The following is a 16,532-nucleotide window of genomic DNA, read 5'->3' as shown; positions in this document are numbered from 1 at the left end:
CCCGGTAGCTCGTCAGGCTCATAACCTGAAGGTCGCAGGTTCAAATCCTGCTCCCGCAACCAATATAAACAGTCAGATATCAAGCACTTATGCACCGCCTCACGGCGGTGTCTCCATTTGTGCAAACTCAACTGGAAGCACTGTGGAAGCAAACGGGGGAGCAGAAGGGATGTGCTGTGCGGGCAACAAACCTTTCGACCGGTGCGGTAAACAGTGAGGTGTTCGACTACCGTAAATGTCGTAAGAAAACCCTAGCGATGGAAAAGTGAAGAACTGATGATCGTCACATGGAACCCATGGTCTTGCTATAGGTTTCGCGGTGCCTCAAAAGGCAATGGGCGATCCTGTAATAGACAGTATCAATTTCAGTTAAACAGCGAACATATGGAAGAAGTGCAAACCTATGAAAAAAGCGCTCATAACGGACTTAGACAACACGCTATTTGATTGGGTTGACATTTGGTACAACTCTTTTTCCGCCATGTTGAAGAAAGTTATTGAAATCAGCGGTGTACAGGAAGATGTCCTAAAATCGGAAATCCGTACGATCCACCAAAAACACGGAACCAGCGAGTACGCTTTCTTGCTTGAAGAACTACCCTGTCTTCAAAGGCTCGGTTCGGGCGAAGATATTCGAACGATTTTCAAACCGGCGATTGAACAGTTCAGAGAAGCGAGGTCAAAAAGCCTGAAGCTGTACCCCACGGTCTCAGAGACATTGAGTTTTTTGGCGTCGAAAGGCGTAACAATCGTGGCATATACTGAATCGATGGCATTCTATACCAATTATCGTCTTCGTAAGTTGGCACTCGATGAGACGATTGACATCCTGTTTTCACCCGAAGACCACGACTTACCAAAAGGGATGGATGTCCACACAATACGAAAGTACCCCGCCGAAAGTTACCAGCTAAAGAAGACGATCCACAAGTATACGCCAACAGGGCAGTTCAAACCCAACGTTGATATTCTCAATGCGATTTTGTCTGAAATCGGTCTTAGAACTGAGGATTGTGTCTATGTTGGTGATAGCAGGCACAAAGATATTGCGATGGCAGAAGACGTTGGGGTCGATCATGCATGGGCTAAGTATGGAATTGCTTTGCAGCGCCCAGAATATGAGCTTCTACGCGAGGTAACGCATTGGAGCGATGAGGACGTTGAAAGGGAAAAAAGAGTAGCAGCGCGTGACGTCGAGCCTGAAATTGTTTTGGACAAGCACTTTGGACAAATTCTCGAAAAATTCGATTTTGTAGGAAACAAATGATGGACGAAGATAAGGTGGACAGCCTTGCAATTGAAGCATGGAAAAAAACAGTGGATGTGCAACAGCACTTCAATGAAATTTGTATGAAAATAAGAAACGTATTCGCCACCTTAATTGCAGGCCTTTGCGCGCTCATTGGTATTTTGGAGACTAGAGCCAAAGACATTATGATCCCGGCATTCGGTTACGAAATACATGGCGTGTTGTTTGTTTTTCTTGGCATATTTGGTATCTCCATGTTGTTCTATTTTGTAGACCGCCATTGGTACCACAGGCTACTTGTAGGATCGGTTATGAGCGGGCTGGATGTCGAACAATACCTGTCACAAAGAGCTCCCGGGTTCAGTTTGACAAGTAAAATTGGCGACAACAGCGCACTGGATATAACGAAATGCACAGTGTCCAACTGGATTCTCTTCCTGTTAGCAAAGGTACTGTTCGCAGAAGTTACTGAAAAAGAGGGGAAGTATCTCCTGCGATCAGATGCCAAACTTGCAATTTTCTACAAATCAGTAGCTTACCTCTCGGTAATTGCCTTTTTATTTTTTGCGTGGGCGGGTGGTATTGTGGCCGTACCTACCGATTAGAGTAATATTGGGTGCGCCTCGACAATGAACTGTTGAGAATGTGTTTGAATACCCGTTTAAACTGCGGGGCAACAGGGATTTGTCATAACTATGCAAATGACAAAGTGCATCTCGACTGCTTGTTTGATTTGGAAGTTGTGGAGGCTTTTAAGGTAGCCGTGCCGTCAATCTCAAATTAACCGATACCTTCCGCTTGCCTTGGAAAGCCTGTCTCCGAGTGGTGTAGCGTTCTCGTCGATCAGCCGACCCAACACCTCAGTATGACACTCCAAGAACTGATAAAAACCGTCCGAAGAAACGCCTGAAATCGCAGCACGGGTGATAAACAGCCCTGCTAGCAGGGTGTCCAGCTCGCGCATTTTTGCCGCTCGATTGGCTTGGATCACCTCGCTTGGCAGAACGCCCGCACAGTTTTGTAGTAGGTCATTGACAACTAGGGCCTCAAACTGCCGCCAAAGCTCGTGTGTGGGCCAGCGGGCGCGATTTGCGTCAACGGTGGGCAATGCAGTACCGAATGCGCCCCAGCGCGTCTGTGAAGGCGTCTCCAATGATGCCTTGCACGTCCTGCCAGTTACGCATCTCGAAGCGGTTTCGGAGTTGCTTGGAGCCAAGCCGCATTTCAAATCGCCAGACCTGACTTGAGGCCCGGTCGCTCAGGTCAAGGTGTGGTTTGCCTGCGGCTTCAAGTGCTGCATTCCAGATCGTCAGCCAGCCCATCTTGTTCTGCTGGATCACTTCGGCCCGCTTGTCATAGATCGCCAATTGTCGATTGGCGACTGCCCCGGCGCGCAAGCCAACCACACGCGCGCCGCTGGATACAGTCGCGGTTTCATCAAATCCGGTAAACTCTGTTACCTTGGTCCCGGGTGGAACCACCAAGGCTTCGCGGTCGGGTTCAAACCAAGGGGCCAGCAAATCTACGGCGAAGTCAGCCCGCGCGACACGCAATTGCGTTTCTACATACTTGACGCCGAACGCCTCCATGCACTCGCGAAAGTGCATCTCAGCCCCTTCTAGGCCGCCTGTGGCAAGCCCAAAAGCACGGAAGTCGACGGTGATGCCGGGATTGTTGGGAATACGGTCTTGCGGGTCTTGGAACAGCCACACAGCCCCATGGTCGCCAGTGTGAGCGGTGAAGCCGCGCGCGCCCTTGCTGGTCACGTTGAGTGACACGGTGCCAAATTCAAGGACGCAATCTCCGTAGGTTTCTTTGGCATGTTGCTTGGCAGATGCCAGTTCTTCGCGAAAGTCCTCGGGGATATCGGCTTGAACAGTAAATTTCAGCCCATCGAAGCCCGAATGCAGGATAGTAGCTTCCATTTACGCTGACCTTCGATTTCGTATTCGTGGAGGGGGGTGTTACATGGCCCCCTCAATCGCGGCATGCCCTGCCGCTGGGATGTTTGGCGATGTGGGGAAAAGAGTGCGGGGGCTTGCGCCCCCTGAGTGCCTCCGGCGGGGCAGCATTTGTTTTGGGGCCGGAGCGAAGCCGCTCCGGCGCTGCCATCACCTGGCATTGGTTTGACGGCCAATCCAGATTTCGGCGCGCTCCGCGCATTTGGCAATATTGAGCAGGTCTGAATGATGGAAGCTGTTTGAATTGCGCCATTCGCCGGTATCGGTCTTGTAGGCGCGGGGCATATCGACCGAGTAGAAGCCGTCATTGTCCCAGATAGTTGCGGTGATCAGGCCGATTTTGAATTTCTGTGCAGGCTGATTTACCATGGTTCAGTGTCTTTCTGTTGATGTTTGAGGAAAGGGACGCGGGACCGTTTCGCCCGCGCCCCGTCAGAGCCATTCCGGCCCCAAAATCCCGCGCAGCGCTGCCAACCCTGCGCGGGCAAAACTCAGGCTGCGGTGTAACTGCTGGTGTTGCCGTAGCGGCGCGCCTCAGCCCATTCCAAAAGCTCACGGCGGCGGTAGCGGACAGACCGACCCGACTTGTAGAATTTCGGGCCAAACCCCGTCACGCGCCATTTCTGGATGGTGCGCACGCTCTGACACAGGAAGTCGGCGGCTTTGCTTTCGTCGATAAAGCCGTCCAGATAGTCTGTCGCGGAGCGGTTGTTGTCGTTTGCGGGTTCGTTCGTGAGCATCTGTTTACTCCTTATTGAGTTGTTGATGCTCTTGGTTCTGCCTCAACTCAGAAACAGTAAATACAACAGTAAATTACCAGCGAATTTACTGTTTTCTGGCGTTCTTCAAATCTTCAAAGAGAGGCGAGAAATGAGGCCTTATACCTTCGTATCCCGGCTTGTCAGCGAGCGGATACTTCTGAGGGTGCGCTACGCGCATCTGTTGTCGAACACGGTCAATGTTAGCCTTTGCGGGCAAGGAAACGTCTATTTGTTCCTGCGCCGCCAAAACACGAAACGCTGCTTCGACATCTTCTTTTATCGAAGGCCGCCCGGCTTTCGCGGGAACAGGGTAGGGCTGAGCTTTCAAAAGCGGATCATTCTCCGCACTCATCATGCGCACTCTAACGTCAATGAAACGTAGGGATTGATGGTGCACTTCGTTCTTCTCAAAGGCAAAGCGTTCGTTCCAAGCCTCTTGCGGGATTTGAACCGGCTCCAAGTCAAGGGTCCGTGGCCTATCGAAGCCATAGGCGCGATAAACGCCTTTTCTTAGCAATTTTACGATTTCATCAGTGGCCCGTCTTTTTAACTCGAGCTTAGGCGTGCTGATCTCGCTAAGCTTTTGAGCGCCAATCTGCGCGCGCTCCCACCCGTCTGCGACTTCGGTGCTCGCCTGCGCCATCGCGTCGCCAAAGACTTCAAGCCAATGTTTGTCCCCGCGCAAATCCTGCGCTGCAACCCACTCTTCTTTAAAGAAATGCGCAGCAAAGGCTTCTGCGGATTTGGAAAGCCAATGGGACTGCTTCCAAATTTCTAAATAACTCATTCTGCTAGTCTCGGTCTGCTTGTTGGTTGCGGTAATGTTTACCGCCCATGGAAGGCGATCTCGCGCTGGTATATCGGTAGAAATCAAGCACGGCGGGTTCAACCCTCTATGTACAGCAATGCGCTCGCGCTCCCTGCGGAAAGTAAAGTTAAGAGTGTTCGAGAGCCGAGGACCTGAACATGTAGGTCACACAGCGACCGTTCGTTACGGTTGCAATAAAAATCGTTGCTGATGGCGGCTTTGCCGACAATGCCGACCTAAAGTACAAAGCGGATCAAACGCTAGGCATCGACTTTTTTTGCCAAAGATCACTTAGGAATTGTCCTTCGTGGGTACGTCGGAACGTATATCCGATATAAGCGTTCGAAAACAGCTCGCCCTCGGGGTTTTCGATCTCGATGTAACTATTATTCAGAATATTTCGATTCTCTTTGTTTAAGCAGAGGACCGTAACGTCCTTTGAAATCCATCGATTGAATAATTCCGCTTCGCTCAATGGCTGATCGGTCTCCAAGATTTCTTTTACGGTGTCTATGCGATTGTATTTGTGGGCTCTCTGAATGCCTCGTGGACGCGCTTTAAAGTCAACAGCCTTAAACAGCTCAAGTGCAGCGGGTGTAATCCCTACAACGCGCCAACTGCTGGCAGAAGCACCAAGGAGATTTCCGATAACATTGTTTGCTCTTTTGAGGCTACAGTTCTTAAGGAAGAATTGCTCATGCAAGGTTTTGTATATCGCATGAGTAGCCTCGCGATGCGCGGTCAGTTCGATTTCGCCGTCTATGAGCTTTTTCATATCCACCCGGTCGAGCATCGAACCAAAATCCCAAAACGTAAATAGGAAAGCGTCTTAGGCCAATAAAATTACCTTCAATGAGCAAGACTCCAAATCTTGAGTGCCTTCCGTTGCACTGGGCAGCATAATTAACTTTAGGCTTTGAAATGCTGAATGCACTTGCAGCATCCAGATCTCATGAGAACTAATGCTCAAGCCTCCGTGCCGTAGTATTGTGCTTGACTTTAGTTTGGTGAATTTTGTTACGAGGGGAACGAACACTCTCCTACATAAGGTAATGCCTACTCTGATCCCTATGTAACGTAACCTTATGTAGGGCTGCGCCGTGCCTAAATCGTGACACGCAAAGTGTGGCCGGCGTTTGGCATTCCCACTAATGCGTCGAGCCGCGCAGCGTTTTCTTCAGCAGCCTGCCGCACTGGATCATCTGCCAAATGCGCATACCGCATCGTGGTCTGAATTTGACTATGGCCCAGCAACCGCCCGACCATCTGAATGGGCATTCCCGACGATACGGCATTTGATGCATAGGTATGGCGCAAGTCATGAATGCGGACATCACGCAGACCAGCCCGCTTACGTATACGTCGCCATGGCTTTTGCAGGTCGGTCGCGTAGTGGCCGGAAACAGCCCCGGCTATAACGTAAGGGTTGTCAGGAAGCCGTGGCAGGACGCTCAGAACCGCTCGGGCCGCTTGGGGCAGGGGAATGCGCCGCGCGCCCGTCTTGGTGTCTGGTAGCTCCATTCCGGCGTCTGTGATGAAAGACCATTGCAAGGTCTGAATTTCACCAAGGCGACAGCCGGTCAGTATCAAAAGCCGGAAGGCGGCGATGATAAACGGTGATTCCGATCCATCCCGTTCGGCTTCTGACAAAACCTGCCCGAGACATCGCAACTCATCTTGGCTTAGAAACCGTTCCCGCTTCTCTTCACGGTATTTCGGGACATGGCGACAGGGGTTTGAACCGTCAGGCCGCAAGCCCCAGATTTCTTCCAGATTGAACATCTTGGACAGAACGCCCAATGTCCGGTTCGCCTGATAGGGCTTGTCTCGGAACTTGTGGTGCAGTTCGGCTATGTCTTTCCGTTCAACGTCCACCACTTTGAAGCTGCCAATGGCCGGAACGATGAACAGGTCGATTGCCCTGCGGTACTCCCCTTGGGTGGACGGCTTGCAGCGTTCCTCTACGTGGGTGTCAAAAAACCGCTCACACAAGGCTACGACTGTGGGTGCACGCCGATGCTGGGCGATTTCTTCGGCGGGGTTCTCACCCTTGGCCACTTGCCCCATGAGTTCCTTTGCTAGCTTCCGCGCCTCGTCGACGGTGATCTTGCCATGTCGTCCGATGGAAACACGCCGTGTCCGTCCGCCTTTGCGATACTGCGCCTGATAGGTCTTGGCCCCGGAGGGCAAGACGCGGACACCAAACCCGGTAACCTGGCTGTCCCAAACAAAATAGTCTTTCACCTCCACGGGCAAGGCTTCTACGGCGCGTTTGGTCAGTTTGGTCATCTCTCATCCTTTCTCTTTCATGGCCCCATGGAAGCATTGTGGAAGCAACTGGAAGCGGTTCATGGCGTAAGAGGTAGGGACGGGGCGTGCGGGACGTCAATAATAAAACAACAATTTCAATAAGATAGGGTAAGTCAGCGTTTTCCGGCGTAGTTGGTGCGAGTGGGCCTATGCTATCTCACAACCTGAAGGTCGCAGGTTCAAATCCTGCTCCCGCAACCAAAAATACCAGTCAGATATCAAATATTTAGCGCCCCAAGGGGCGCTTTTTGCGTTTAGGGCATCTCACCACGGTGCTACACCGGTGCTACGCCACACTGCAAAGAACAGCGACGATGTTGCAACCAGTTCCGCGTCCCAAGCTCCCGAATCTCTCCCACAACAAAACCTCTCCAACATTCACCGTCAGTGCTGTCAGCACCGTCAGCCTAAAGACTCTGAGAAGAAGACCTTGAACCGTTTTTGATATTGACCTGAAATCAAGCGCTTATGTATCAATCTTCTCGAGGCGTCATAGTGTAATGGTAGCACGCCTGCCGATTAGAGGATTATACTTTGAAAGCAGGAAGCGCGGGTTCGAGTCCCGATGGCGTCACCAATTTTTCGGCTGCGACGCAACCACTCAGATTTTTTCTTGGCGAAGTCGGCGAAGCAGTGGCCTATCTGAACACAATTGTGGTTGGTTTAGATGCCGTAGAGAATGGCTACAAGAAGCCAGCCGGTTTGAAGATTTCGTGGAACCCCGATGACCAAAATGCAGCGGCAAGAAAAGCTCGCCGCTTTGCGGTTGAAGCCACTATGCAAAAGGTGTGTGGAGCCCTAAAGGAATATATCGCAACCATTTCAAATTTCAAACGGCTCACAGTTGTAAGAGAACGATGGTCCGGAAAAACAACCAGCGCAGAGAAAACTACCGACGTGGCTGAATTTCTCTTAGGAGAGGACGATTTTTTACATGTGGGAGCTTGCTTAACAATCCACTGGCGAAACCGTATAGTTCACAAACGTTCCAGTGCCAAACTAACCGCCAAACAAGAAAATCGACTGAGAAAACAAAAAGCTACAATCAAATCTAACTTTGCTTCCCTAGATGTTGATAGATTACTGGATCATTTTGAGAAAGGTCGGCCGACGCTCAAAGATATCTCCACTTTGATTTCTTTTTCAATCCGATTTGTTAGGGAACTGGATCGCAAATTAAACCACGTGTCTAAGTTAGATCTTGATTACCTTCTTGATCGGTATGAGTTGACTAGTCGCGTTGAAAAGATAGAACGTGAAACGTCTCCGCCAAAGCGTTTTGATTCAATTGTACGGTTGCTGAAGACAGAGGCACCCGGATTGGTTGTGAGTTACCAAGAATATTATGATCGTTAATGTCCGCATGGCGGACTAAAGCGATGTTGAGAATTTACATATGGGCCCTTAGAAGTCTAAAAGCGCTCGACTGTTCAGGTCGAGCGCTTGAGCATTCGTTGCCGCGTGAATTTTCAATGGTTTGTTAATTCTATCACCCGCATCCCCGCTTTACCCTCCCGACTGAACGCGATGTTTACACCCTGTCGCCGCAGAACCGGCTGAACCCTACGCAGGGCCGCACCAAACCGCGCCTCAGACCGGGGAAAACTCTGGCTGTCTGTCAACGGCGGCGTAAAAACCGGCCATGGGGCGGAGCAAAAGTCGTCCACTGATTGGGTGACCGGCGCCTTGGCAAACGCGCTCCGATAAAGCTGGCGGTTGCCAAGGCGTCTTGGTCCGCCAGGACCAATCTTTTCTGTGTTTTAGGAATTCTGCCGAGCCCTGCTCTGTGCCAGGCGATAGCTTTCTCCGTTCATCTCCAGAATGCTGACATGGTGGGTCAGCCGGTCGAGCAAGGCACCAGTGAGACGCTCGGATCCGAATGTTTCCGTCCATTCCTCGAACGGCAGGTTCGAGGTGATCAGGATCGACCCGCGTTCGTATCGCTGGGAGATCAGTTCGAACAGTAACTCAGCGCCTGTCTTGGAGAGTGGTACGAAGCCCAGTTCGTCGATGATCAGCAGCTTCTGCTTCACCAATTGCTTTTGAAGCCGCAGGAGCTGGCGTTCATCGCGAGCTTCCATCAATTCGTGCACGATGGCTGCGGCAGTAGTAAAGCGGACTGCCAGGCCTTTCTGGCAGGCGGCCAGGCCAAGACCAAGGCCACGTGGGTCTTACCGGTGCCGCTGGGGCCGAGAGCAATGACGTTCTCGCAACGGTCGATCCATTCGCAGCGGGCGAGTTCGAGTACCTGCATCTTGTTGAGGTTTGGGATCGCCGTGAAGTCGAAGCTATCGAGGCTCTTGGTCGCCGGGAATTTCGCGGCCTTGATCCGGCGTTCGATCATGCGCCGTTCCCGGTCGATGAGTTCGAGCTCGATCAGACGGGCCAGGAACTGGACGTGATCTCTCCCTTCGGCAGCGCAGAGCCGAGCCTGCTTGTCGTATTCCCGCAGGATGGTCGGCAGCTTCAGCTTTTTGAGTTGGTGGTTCAGCAGGATCTGTGGCGTCTCCGTCATGTCGAGGCACCTGTTGTCAGGCACATGTAACTGGCCGGAGATGTCGTCGCCACCTTGGCCCGTGGCAGGAACGGGTAGACATCCAGATCGAGCCTCGGCGGCCGCCGCTCCACCCGACACAGCACCAGATGCTTTACGGCATCCACTGCCCGGCAGTTGATTGCCTAGCAATCAATGAGAGGGGAAGCTGATTGCTCCCATCTGGAGAGCCGTCTTCACGGCAGCATGAACCTCCTCCATCTCGAAGCTTTCGAGCAGCCGTAGAACCTGCACGTATTCGCGCCGTCCGGTTTTCAGCATGCGTGCCTCCATCAGCCTCTGGAGAGTATCAAACGCCTTGGGAAGCTCCCATCCGGCCAGCGGAGCCGCCTGTTCGAAAGCGTTTATCTTCTTCTCAATCAGCGGCAGGTAATGAACCGGATCGAAGACCATGTCCTCGCGGTCGTAGCTGCGAACATGCCGCGCGATGACCTCCCCACCACATCCGATGACCACCCGGTCAACATAGGCGCGGATCCAGACTTCGCGATGGCCGTAGGCAACCGGCACGGAATAGTCGTTGGTCTTATAGCGCAGCAGCGACAGGGAACTGACCCGGCCCGTGGCCTGTTCGCAGGCTTCGAAGGGCGTGGCCGGCGAGACCGCCATTGCCTCCAGATCGCGTTGAAGCCGCTCTCCAATCGTCTGATTGTGCCCGCGCAGCTTGTCGTTTTGGCGCTTCCGGCACTGCTCTTCGAGCCAGTTGTTGAAGGCGTCCCAAGTCGGAAAGCTCGGGACCGGCACCATGAAGTTGCGCCGGGAATAGCCAACCAGCCCTTCGACGGACCCCTTGTCGTTGCCCTTACCTGGACGTCCGTAGCGGTCCCGGATCACATAGTGGGACAGCATCTCGCTGAACAGCCGCGCGCGTCTGCGAGTTCCGTCGGGCTCGATCTTCGCCACAAGGCACCGGTCGTTGTCGTACAGGATCAACTGCGGAACGGCCCCGAAGAACCCAAAGGCATGGACGTGCCCGTCCATCCAGGCCTCCGCTGTCGCCGCCGGATAGGCCCGGACGTAGCAGGCGTCGCTGTGCGGCAGATCCAAGGCAAAGAAGTGGGCCTTCTGCTCAATGCCTCCGATCACAACCACTGCTTCGCCGAAATCGGCCTGAGCATGGCCCGGTGCATGATTAAGGGGCACGAACATCTCGCGATGCCGTCGACCGTGCTCCCGAACATAATCCTTGATGATGGTGTAACCACCCTCGAAGCCATGCTCATCGCGCAGGCGTTCGAAGATCCGCTTGGCCGTATGCCGCTGCTTGCGCGGCCGCTGCCGATCTTCCGACAGCCATTGATCGATGATCCCGGTGAACCCATCCAGCTTAGGCCGCCGGATCGGTGCTGACCGCCGGTAGCCGGGCGGAACTGAAAACGCCAAAATCTTGCGAACGCTGTCACGAGATATCCCGAAATGCCGCGCCGCTTCTCGCTGACTCATGCCCTCGGCACAGGCCAAACGAACTTTGCGATACAAATCCACGGTGAAGATCCTCCCACCCTCCCTCCGTCAAAAGAAAGGGAAAAGATGGACGACTTTTACGCCGCCCGCACCAAGATCATCCCGCCGCTACCGTGGTCGACTTTCTCACCGCCGTTCTCATAACCAACTGTAACAAGAGAACTTCATCGCTTTCAGAAAATGATCTCATAATCGGCACAACTATGCAGAACGGGGAATCGATATGCTGTTTCGCTTCGAACCTGAAGGTTTGGTGGCACCGCGTTGAATAAAGGCTTCAGAAAAAATTCTCCAAATCTGGCCCATGATCCATCTAAGCTGGTGTCTTTTACCGTGATTTCAACGGGTTCAACAATTTTGTCCGAGGGGGGCACAAATCAGATATTTCGCCTTGTATTCCCGTCGCTTGCAAGGATATACCCGTCGATGGAGACGTGGCCGAGTGGTCGAAGGCGCTCCCCTGCTAAGGGAGTAGGCGGGAAACCGTCTCGAGGGTTCGAATCCCTTCGTCTCCGCCATTTACCTATTTCAGTGAGTTGATGTGGCGTGTTTAACGTGCCGTATTCCTATAAATAGCAGGCACTTACTATCTAGTAGTATCATCTTGAGTTTTACCCAGTTGTCCTTAATATTTTCTATTGAGTGGTATATTGTGTGGTATTTCCATGGCTGCGCTCAGCGGGAAGCTGACAAAGAAGCTAGTAGAGAATCTTGGCCAGGGTCGGCATGGCGACGGTTCTGGCCTGTACCTTGTTGTTGACCCCTCTGGTGCGCGACGCTGGATCGTGCGCGTAACGGTCAAAGGGCAGAAGAACCGAAAGGGCGCACCGCTGAGAACGGATTTTGGTTTGGGCGGCGCTGATGTTGTCACTTTGAACCAGGCTCGAGAAAGAGCGCTCGAATATCGTCGGATGGCAAAAGCCGGGTTGAACCCGCGTTTCAATGCTCAGCGCGAAATCCCGACCTTTGAAGAACTCAGCCGCCAGGTTCACATTGATCGCCTGCCTACATGGAAGAATGCCAAACATGGACAGCAATGGCTCAACACCTTGCGCGACTACGCGTTCCCCAAGATCGGCCGTATGCCCGTGGACAGCATCGATCAGCCCGAAGTGCTGATGTGCCTATCCCCCATCTGGACCGAGAAACACGAAACGGCGAAGCGACTGTCTCAACGGATCAAGACAGTGCTCGACGTGGCAAAGTCCAAGGGCTTCCGCTCGGGAGAGAACCCGGTGACCGCCATCCGTGAAGGTAAAGTGTTGCCCACCGTCAAGGCCAAGGTCCAGCACCATGACGCGATGCCGTGGCAGGAGGTGCCCGCGTTCTATGCGGAGTTGCAGACCCGATCGGCCATGGCTGCCAAGGCGTTGCAGTTCACCATTCTGACCGCCTGCCGAACCTCAGAAGTTCTGGAGATGAAATGGCCCGAGGTCGACGTCGATGCGCGCCTGTGGACCATACCATCGGAGCGCATGAAAGGCGGGCAGGTCCACCGCGTGCCCCTCGCTGACGAAATGCTGGCCATTCTGGAGCCGCTGCGCGCGCTGGCCTCTGACTATGTATTCGAGGGGCAAAAGCGGCATCAGCCGTTGTCGAACATGTCCATGCTGATGCTGCTGCGCCGGATGCGGCAAGATGGCGTCACTGTGCATGGCTTCCGCAGTTCGTTCCGAGATTGGGCGGCGGAGTCTGCAAACGCACCACGTGAACTCGCAGAAGCAGCATTGGCGCATCAGGTTGGGTCCGATGTGGAGCGGGCTTATGCACGGTCGGATTTGTTGGAGCGACGAAGAAGCTTGATTTCTGATTGGAATAGATTTGTGTGTAACACCAGTCTTGAGGGCTGCTAGAGATGGCGGAAGACAACAAGTGGGTTAAACCCAACAGGCTCACAGAAATAATCGCACATCAAATCATTCCGGTAGTGATAGGTGATGTGCTTTCACCCAATCTAGAACTGCTCAATGGCGGGTATTACCAAGACGGTTTCGAAGAGCTCCAAGAAGGAGACACAATTTGGGAAGTTTCGGTTACAAGTCGGACAGGTCTGGACAAAGAACAAACAGGGCTTTCATATTTCCCGACCGAGGATGCGGCTCGTGAATACTTGAAGGCAATGCCCATCGGCCTGACGTACGGAGAACATTACGGTTACCCAAAACGACTAAAAGACTTATTTGGTTCAGTTGACGATCCATGCAGGATCATGACTGCGATGTTTAGGCGTTGCGACGATGATGATGTTCACTCGGTGTGCTATCGGGCTCTTTCTGAAGCTGGTGTAATAGATAAAGGGGATTACAAGACATCCTCTCGTGTACTTGAATGGCTAGGTGACGAGCATATTGCTTGGATGAAAGAGTAATTTGGAGAGAATTGGTCTGCCGTTGCGCGATTTGAATACTGCCTGAACCATTTCCCGGACTCTTCACTGGCTAGTCTTGCGGCGCGTTTGTTTTTGTTCCAGTTCGTGACTTACGACGATTTTGCCGCTGGTTACTACACCAAGGAAATACAGTCGATTGCAGGCGGGACAGAAGAGGCGGCTATTTTAGCAAAAGAAACTCGAGTTAAGGCCGGAAAAGCCGGGGCGCGTTCATCACGACAACGCAGGCTCCAAAACTTGGAGCTACTGATGCAGCAAATCGAGCAGTTGTCAGGCGCGGTCGATTTTGTCAGTGAAGAACGCATCGTTGAGCAAGCTTTGGAAAAGACAGTTGAGAAACATGAGGACTTCCCCAAAACGCAAAAAACTCATGCGGACTACGGAACCGCGTTGCGGTCAGTGGAGCCTTTCAAATCGAGATACGAAGCAGTGTTCAGGAAAAACGCCTAAGCGTTTTCTCGCTTCTGGAAAGCGCTTAGGCGCAGGAAATAGTTTGGTGAAACTTCGGCAAAGCTGCCTATAATTAGGAGCCATCGCAACTGATCCAAGAGGATTTCAACGATGGCAAACGTCTTCAATGACGACCGGGTCTACTTCCCAGAAGACCCTGAAATGCAATTGCTGGGAAACCGCGAAAAGCTGGCTCAATGGCGCCACCGCATGTGTGGTCCGGCCTTTATCCGCATCGGTCGGCGGATCGCCTATCACGGCGCTGATCTGAACGCCTGGCTGGCGACGCGGCGCACCGATCCCAACAACGAGGCTGCATAATGAAAAACCCCAACTCCAAGCGCGGAGATGGGGCTTTTCCAGTGACATCAACTGCCACCCTAGCAAGTTCTGTTGATGCCACAGGATGCCCCGCGCCGACAAGACAAAACGAGCGCCGGTACTACTGGTCGCCTTTGAGCCACTCTGTCGAAAGAGTGAATATTCGGAAAGGACGGATCGATCATGGCTGATGTGTCCGTTTCCAAACCGCGCAACCAGAGCTATGCAAGCGGGCCAGACACTGGCCCTCTTTCCCGCACTGATCATCGGGAAACCGCTGAGACCTACAGCGGCGAAATCTTTCGCCATGGTATCTACCGCGTCGCCGTATGCCGGGACAGTATCCAATGGCTGTTTCAGCGCCAGAGACCCCAATTTCCAGCCGGGGGAGCGGCTTGGGACACGCTTGGGTACTGTGTGTCCAAATCCGGCCTAATCCGGCTCGTCCGGGCGCATATCAGCTTTGATATCCCTGAACTGAATGGTTTGCCCGAGCATTTCCCACGGAGTTGTCGCCATGAGTAGGCGGCGATCTCGCAAGGGTAAACGGTCGAATGAGGGTCAATATGTTCCTCTGCCTTATGCCATGATCAAATCTCCGGCATGGCGAGCGTTGCCCGGACCTGCAGTGAAGCTCTGGTTGGAGCTTCACACCCGCTACCACGGTGGCAACAACGGCAAGGTTTTTCTGTCGATGAACGAGGCGGCGGAAACTCTCGGATTGGGCAAGGCCACTATTCAGCGCGCCTTCGAGGATCTGCAGGAAAAAGGCTTCCTTGTGTTGGAGCAGGAAGGCAACTGGTATCATCGGCGAGCGCATGAATGGCGGTTGACGACCAAGCCGACGCAGGCCCGATCTGGAAAGAAGGCCGCCACCAATGACTGGCGGTTCTGGCAGCCGGAAAAAACAAAACGCGGTTCTAAGACGGACCCGTCAGCATCCTCGGTGGTTCCGTTTGAGAACCCAAAGACCTCCCATGGTTCCAAACCAGAACCGGTCAGGCCGATTTCTCGACGGTCCATCGGTTCTGAAACGGAACACTAATACTAACCACTCCCTGTTACGCGAGGCGGACATGAGCAAGACACAGAAAGACAATGGCAACGATCTGCTGACAAAGGGCTCCGAGCTCACCGAGGCGGAAATCAACGCGGTTGCTGATCTGAGGGATCGAAAGAAAACGCGCGTCCGGGCACCGGACATCAAGTTGGACTTCGATGAAGATACACGCAGGCTCACGGTTGGGCACAAGGGAAAAGATCCAACGGTGGCCTGTGCTTTGGCGATGCATGAGCTCGGCACAGCAGACTACCGGTTCTTCGAGGGCGTCATGGATCAAGTCGCGACTCTTGGGCAACAGGACAGCTCTGTCTCCGAGACAGCATCGAACTTTGTGATGTCGGTTGTTGCTGGCGTTAAGCCGCAGGACGAGATCGAAGCCATGCTTGCGATCCAAATGGGTGCGATCCATCAGGCTACGATGTTGATGGCACGGCGCCTGAACCATGTAAAAACTCTCCCTCAGCAAGATTCAGCGGAACAGGCGCTTAACAAACTCGCGCGTACTTTCACCAGCCAAGTTGAAACCCTCAAAAAGTATAGGTCAAAGGCAAATCAGACCGTGCGCGTTGAACGCGTCGAGGTGAAGGAAGGTGGCCAGGCCATAGTTGGGAACATCCACAGTGGGGGGCTGGGCGATGACAAAAAGTGACGACAACCCCATGGACCCTACGAAAAGACTCAATGATGCGCCCAGATGCACAGCAACGGCGAAGTCCACTGGCAAGCGATGTCGTGCTCCATCAGTCAGAGGTTGGACCGTGTGCCGCGTTCACGGTGCGCGCGGTGGACACGCCGCTGGGCCAAGCCACCCGTCATGGAAGCACGGTGAAAGATCGCGAAATGCTGAGTAGTTTCGCAAAACCATCAGCGAACTGATCCGAGCCGACAAGGAACTGCAGAAGCTGATCCATTGATTGGGTGCGGACTGGTCACCGACACAAAACAGTAATTCTACAGAACTAGTCGGATGTCTGCACCGAGCCCCTCCCTGCCGTTAAGCGAGCTTCGGTCTTTCGCATGTGCGACAGTTTGAAAACCGCATCTTCCGGACGTTCAAATTCCAGTGTCGGTTGGCAGGAGGGCGGGATATGACCTACCAAAAACTCGGGAGGCGCAACTTCTACTTTGGGTTTACGCCGCTAGCTAACAGTCAGTAGTTGATTGCAACCTTCAGTCGGCACTATTTTAGGACAGTGTTAGCC

General features: G+C 53.1%; 15 protein-coding genes, 2 tRNA genes and 2 pseudogenes. 11 read left to right on the top strand and 8 right to left on the bottom strand.

Annotated features, from left to right (window positions below; genetic code table 11):
- Positions 1–403: 403 nt before the first annotated feature.
- Positions 404–1,267: an HAD family hydrolase gene (locus GOW56_RS12965; RefSeq protein ID WP_171206144.1), complete on the top strand. Its 864-nt coding sequence runs from the start codon at positions 404–406 to the stop codon at positions 1,265–1,267.
- Positions 1,267–1,854 carry a hypothetical protein gene (locus GOW56_RS12960; RefSeq protein ID WP_171206143.1) on the top strand — a complete coding sequence of 196 codons (588 nt, stop codon included), beginning with the start codon at positions 1,267–1,269 and terminating at the stop codon, positions 1,852–1,854. The genes GOW56_RS12965 and GOW56_RS12960 overlap by 1 nt, the downstream gene beginning before the upstream one ends.
- A gap of 489 nt (positions 1,855–2,343) precedes the next feature.
- Here GOW56_RS12960 and GOW56_RS12955 read toward each other — a convergent pair whose 3' ends face one another.
- From GOW56_RS12955 to GOW56_RS12930, 6 genes are all read right to left on the bottom strand, one after another.
- Positions 2,344–3,174, bottom strand: coding sequence for a hypothetical protein (locus GOW56_RS12955; protein WP_254447220.1), 831 nt, complete (start codon positions 3,172–3,174; stop codon positions 2,344–2,346).
- 186 nt (positions 3,175–3,360) lie between these two features.
- Positions 3,361–3,579, bottom strand: a complete 219-nt coding sequence (locus GOW56_RS12950; RefSeq protein ID WP_171206142.1) for a hypothetical protein — start codon at positions 3,577–3,579, stop codon at positions 3,361–3,363.
- Positions 3,580–3,701: 122 nt separating this feature from the next.
- Positions 3,702–3,950 (bottom strand): AlpA family transcriptional regulator, encoded by a 249-nt coding sequence (locus GOW56_RS12945; protein WP_171206141.1) that lies wholly within the window; start codon positions 3,948–3,950, stop codon positions 3,702–3,704.
- Positions 3,951–4,035: 85 nt separating this feature from the next.
- Complete coding sequence (locus tag GOW56_RS12940; RefSeq protein WP_171206140.1) at positions 4,036–4,758, bottom strand: hypothetical protein; 723 nt, start codon at positions 4,756–4,758, stop codon at positions 4,036–4,038.
- Positions 4,759–5,032: 274 nt separating this feature from the next.
- Entirely contained in the window at positions 5,033–5,572 is a 540-nt protein-coding gene (locus GOW56_RS12935) for a hypothetical protein (RefSeq protein ID WP_171206139.1), read from the bottom strand.
- Between the two features lie 311 nt (positions 5,573–5,883).
- Entirely contained in the window at positions 5,884–7,068 is a 1,185-nt protein-coding gene (locus GOW56_RS12930) for a site-specific integrase (RefSeq protein ID WP_171206138.1), read from the bottom strand.
- Positions 7,069–7,575: 507 nt separating this feature from the next.
- Between GOW56_RS12930 and GOW56_RS12925 the strand changes: the two genes are divergently transcribed.
- Positions 7,576–7,666: transfer RNA gene (locus tag GOW56_RS12925), tRNA-OTHER, on the top strand.
- Positions 7,624–8,445, top strand: a complete 822-nt coding sequence (locus GOW56_RS12920; RefSeq protein WP_171206137.1) for a hypothetical protein — start codon at positions 7,624–7,626, stop codon at positions 8,443–8,445. The genes GOW56_RS12925 and GOW56_RS12920 overlap by 43 nt, the downstream gene beginning before the upstream one ends.
- A 404-nt stretch (positions 8,446–8,849) precedes the next feature.
- On the opposite strand, the pseudogene istB reads toward GOW56_RS12920, so the two are convergent.
- Both istB and istA read right to left on the bottom strand, forming a co-directional pair.
- Positions 8,850–9,604: pseudogene (gene istB / locus GOW56_RS12915) on the bottom strand (IS21-like element helper ATPase IstB).
- Positions 9,601–11,086, bottom strand: a pseudogene (istA, locus tag GOW56_RS12910) (IS21 family transposase). Before istA ends, istB begins: the two co-directional pseudogenes overlap by 4 nt.
- Positions 11,087–11,535: 449 nt before the next feature.
- Between istA and GOW56_RS12905 the strand changes: the two are divergent.
- The 7 genes from GOW56_RS12905 to GOW56_RS12875 all read left to right on the top strand — a co-directional run bounded on the left by GOW56_RS12905 (position 11,536) and on the right by GOW56_RS12875 (position 15,979).
- Positions 11,536–11,625: transfer RNA gene (locus tag GOW56_RS12905), tRNA-Ser, on the top strand.
- A gap of 147 nt (positions 11,626–11,772) precedes the next feature.
- On the top strand, positions 11,773–12,960 hold the full coding sequence (locus GOW56_RS12900) for a site-specific integrase (RefSeq protein WP_171206136.1): 1,188 nt from the start codon (positions 11,773–11,775) through the stop codon (positions 12,958–12,960).
- A 2-nt stretch (positions 12,961–12,962) separates the two neighbouring features.
- Positions 12,963–13,475: a hypothetical protein gene (locus tag GOW56_RS12895; protein WP_171206135.1), complete on the top strand. Its 513-nt coding sequence runs from the start codon at positions 12,963–12,965 to the stop codon at positions 13,473–13,475.
- 105 nt (positions 13,476–13,580) lie between these two features.
- Entirely contained in the window at positions 13,581–13,946 is a 366-nt protein-coding gene (locus tag GOW56_RS12890; protein WP_171206134.1) for a hypothetical protein, read from the top strand.
- 111 nt (positions 13,947–14,057) lie between these two features.
- Positions 14,058–14,267, top strand: coding sequence for a MerR family transcriptional regulator (locus GOW56_RS12885; protein ID WP_170707014.1), 210 nt, complete (start codon positions 14,058–14,060; stop codon positions 14,265–14,267).
- A gap of 586 nt (positions 14,268–14,853) precedes the next feature.
- A complete protein-coding gene (locus tag GOW56_RS12880) occupies positions 14,854–15,312 on the top strand; it encodes a helix-turn-helix domain-containing protein (RefSeq protein ID WP_254447219.1) in 459 nt (152 codons plus the stop codon).
- Positions 15,313–15,343: 31 nt separating this feature from the next.
- On the top strand, positions 15,344–15,979 hold the full coding sequence (locus tag GOW56_RS12875; RefSeq protein WP_171206132.1) for a hypothetical protein: 636 nt from the start codon (positions 15,344–15,346) through the stop codon (positions 15,977–15,979).
- The last annotated feature ends 553 nt before the right edge of the window (positions 15,980–16,532 follow it).

Origin of the sequence: Ruegeria sp. HKCCA0235A, assembly GCF_013033235.1 — a bacterium.
Classification (GTDB): Bacteria; Pseudomonadota; Alphaproteobacteria; order Rhodobacterales; family Rhodobacteraceae; genus Ruegeria.
This window is presented reverse-complemented; position numbering and strand designations above follow the sequence as displayed.

Excerpts from the sequence above, each read along its gene's own strand:
- GOW56_RS12900 (WP_171206136.1), top strand. The coding sequence starts at position 11,773 with ATGGCTGCGCTCAGCGGGAAGCTGACAAAGAAGCTAGTAGAGAATCTT.
- GOW56_RS12940 (WP_171206140.1), bottom strand. The coding sequence starts at position 4,758 with ATGAGTTATTTAGAAATTTGGAAGCAGTCCCATTGGCTTTCCAAATCC.
- GOW56_RS12880 (WP_254447219.1), top strand. The coding sequence starts at position 14,854 with ATGATCAAATCTCCGGCATGGCGAGCGTTGCCCGGACCTGCAGTGAAG.
- GOW56_RS12945 (WP_171206141.1), bottom strand. The coding sequence starts at position 3,950 with ATGCTCACGAACGAACCCGCAAACGACAACAACCGCTCCGCGACAGAC.
- GOW56_RS12965 (WP_171206144.1), top strand. The coding sequence starts at position 404 with ATGAAAAAAGCGCTCATAACGGACTTAGACAACACGCTATTTGATTGG.
- GOW56_RS12960 (WP_171206143.1), top strand. The coding sequence starts at position 1,267 with ATGGACGAAGATAAGGTGGACAGCCTTGCAATTGAAGCATGGAAAAAA.
- GOW56_RS12875 (WP_171206132.1), top strand. The coding sequence starts at position 15,344 with ATGAGCAAGACACAGAAAGACAATGGCAACGATCTGCTGACAAAGGGC.
- GOW56_RS12885 (WP_170707014.1), top strand. The coding sequence starts at position 14,058 with ATGGCAAACGTCTTCAATGACGACCGGGTCTACTTCCCAGAAGACCCT.
- GOW56_RS12950 (WP_171206142.1), bottom strand. The coding sequence starts at position 3,579 with ATGGTAAATCAGCCTGCACAGAAATTCAAAATCGGCCTGATCACCGCA.
- GOW56_RS12955 (WP_254447220.1), bottom strand. The coding sequence starts at position 3,174 with ATGGAAGCTACTATCCTGCATTCGGGCTTCGATGGGCTGAAATTTACT.
- GOW56_RS12930 (WP_171206138.1), bottom strand. The coding sequence starts at position 7,068 with ATGACCAAACTGACCAAACGCGCCGTAGAAGCCTTGCCCGTGGAGGTG.
- GOW56_RS12895 (WP_171206135.1), top strand. The coding sequence starts at position 12,963 with ATGGCGGAAGACAACAAGTGGGTTAAACCCAACAGGCTCACAGAAATA.
- GOW56_RS12935 (WP_171206139.1), bottom strand. The coding sequence starts at position 5,572 with ATGCTCGACCGGGTGGATATGAAAAAGCTCATAGACGGCGAAATCGAA.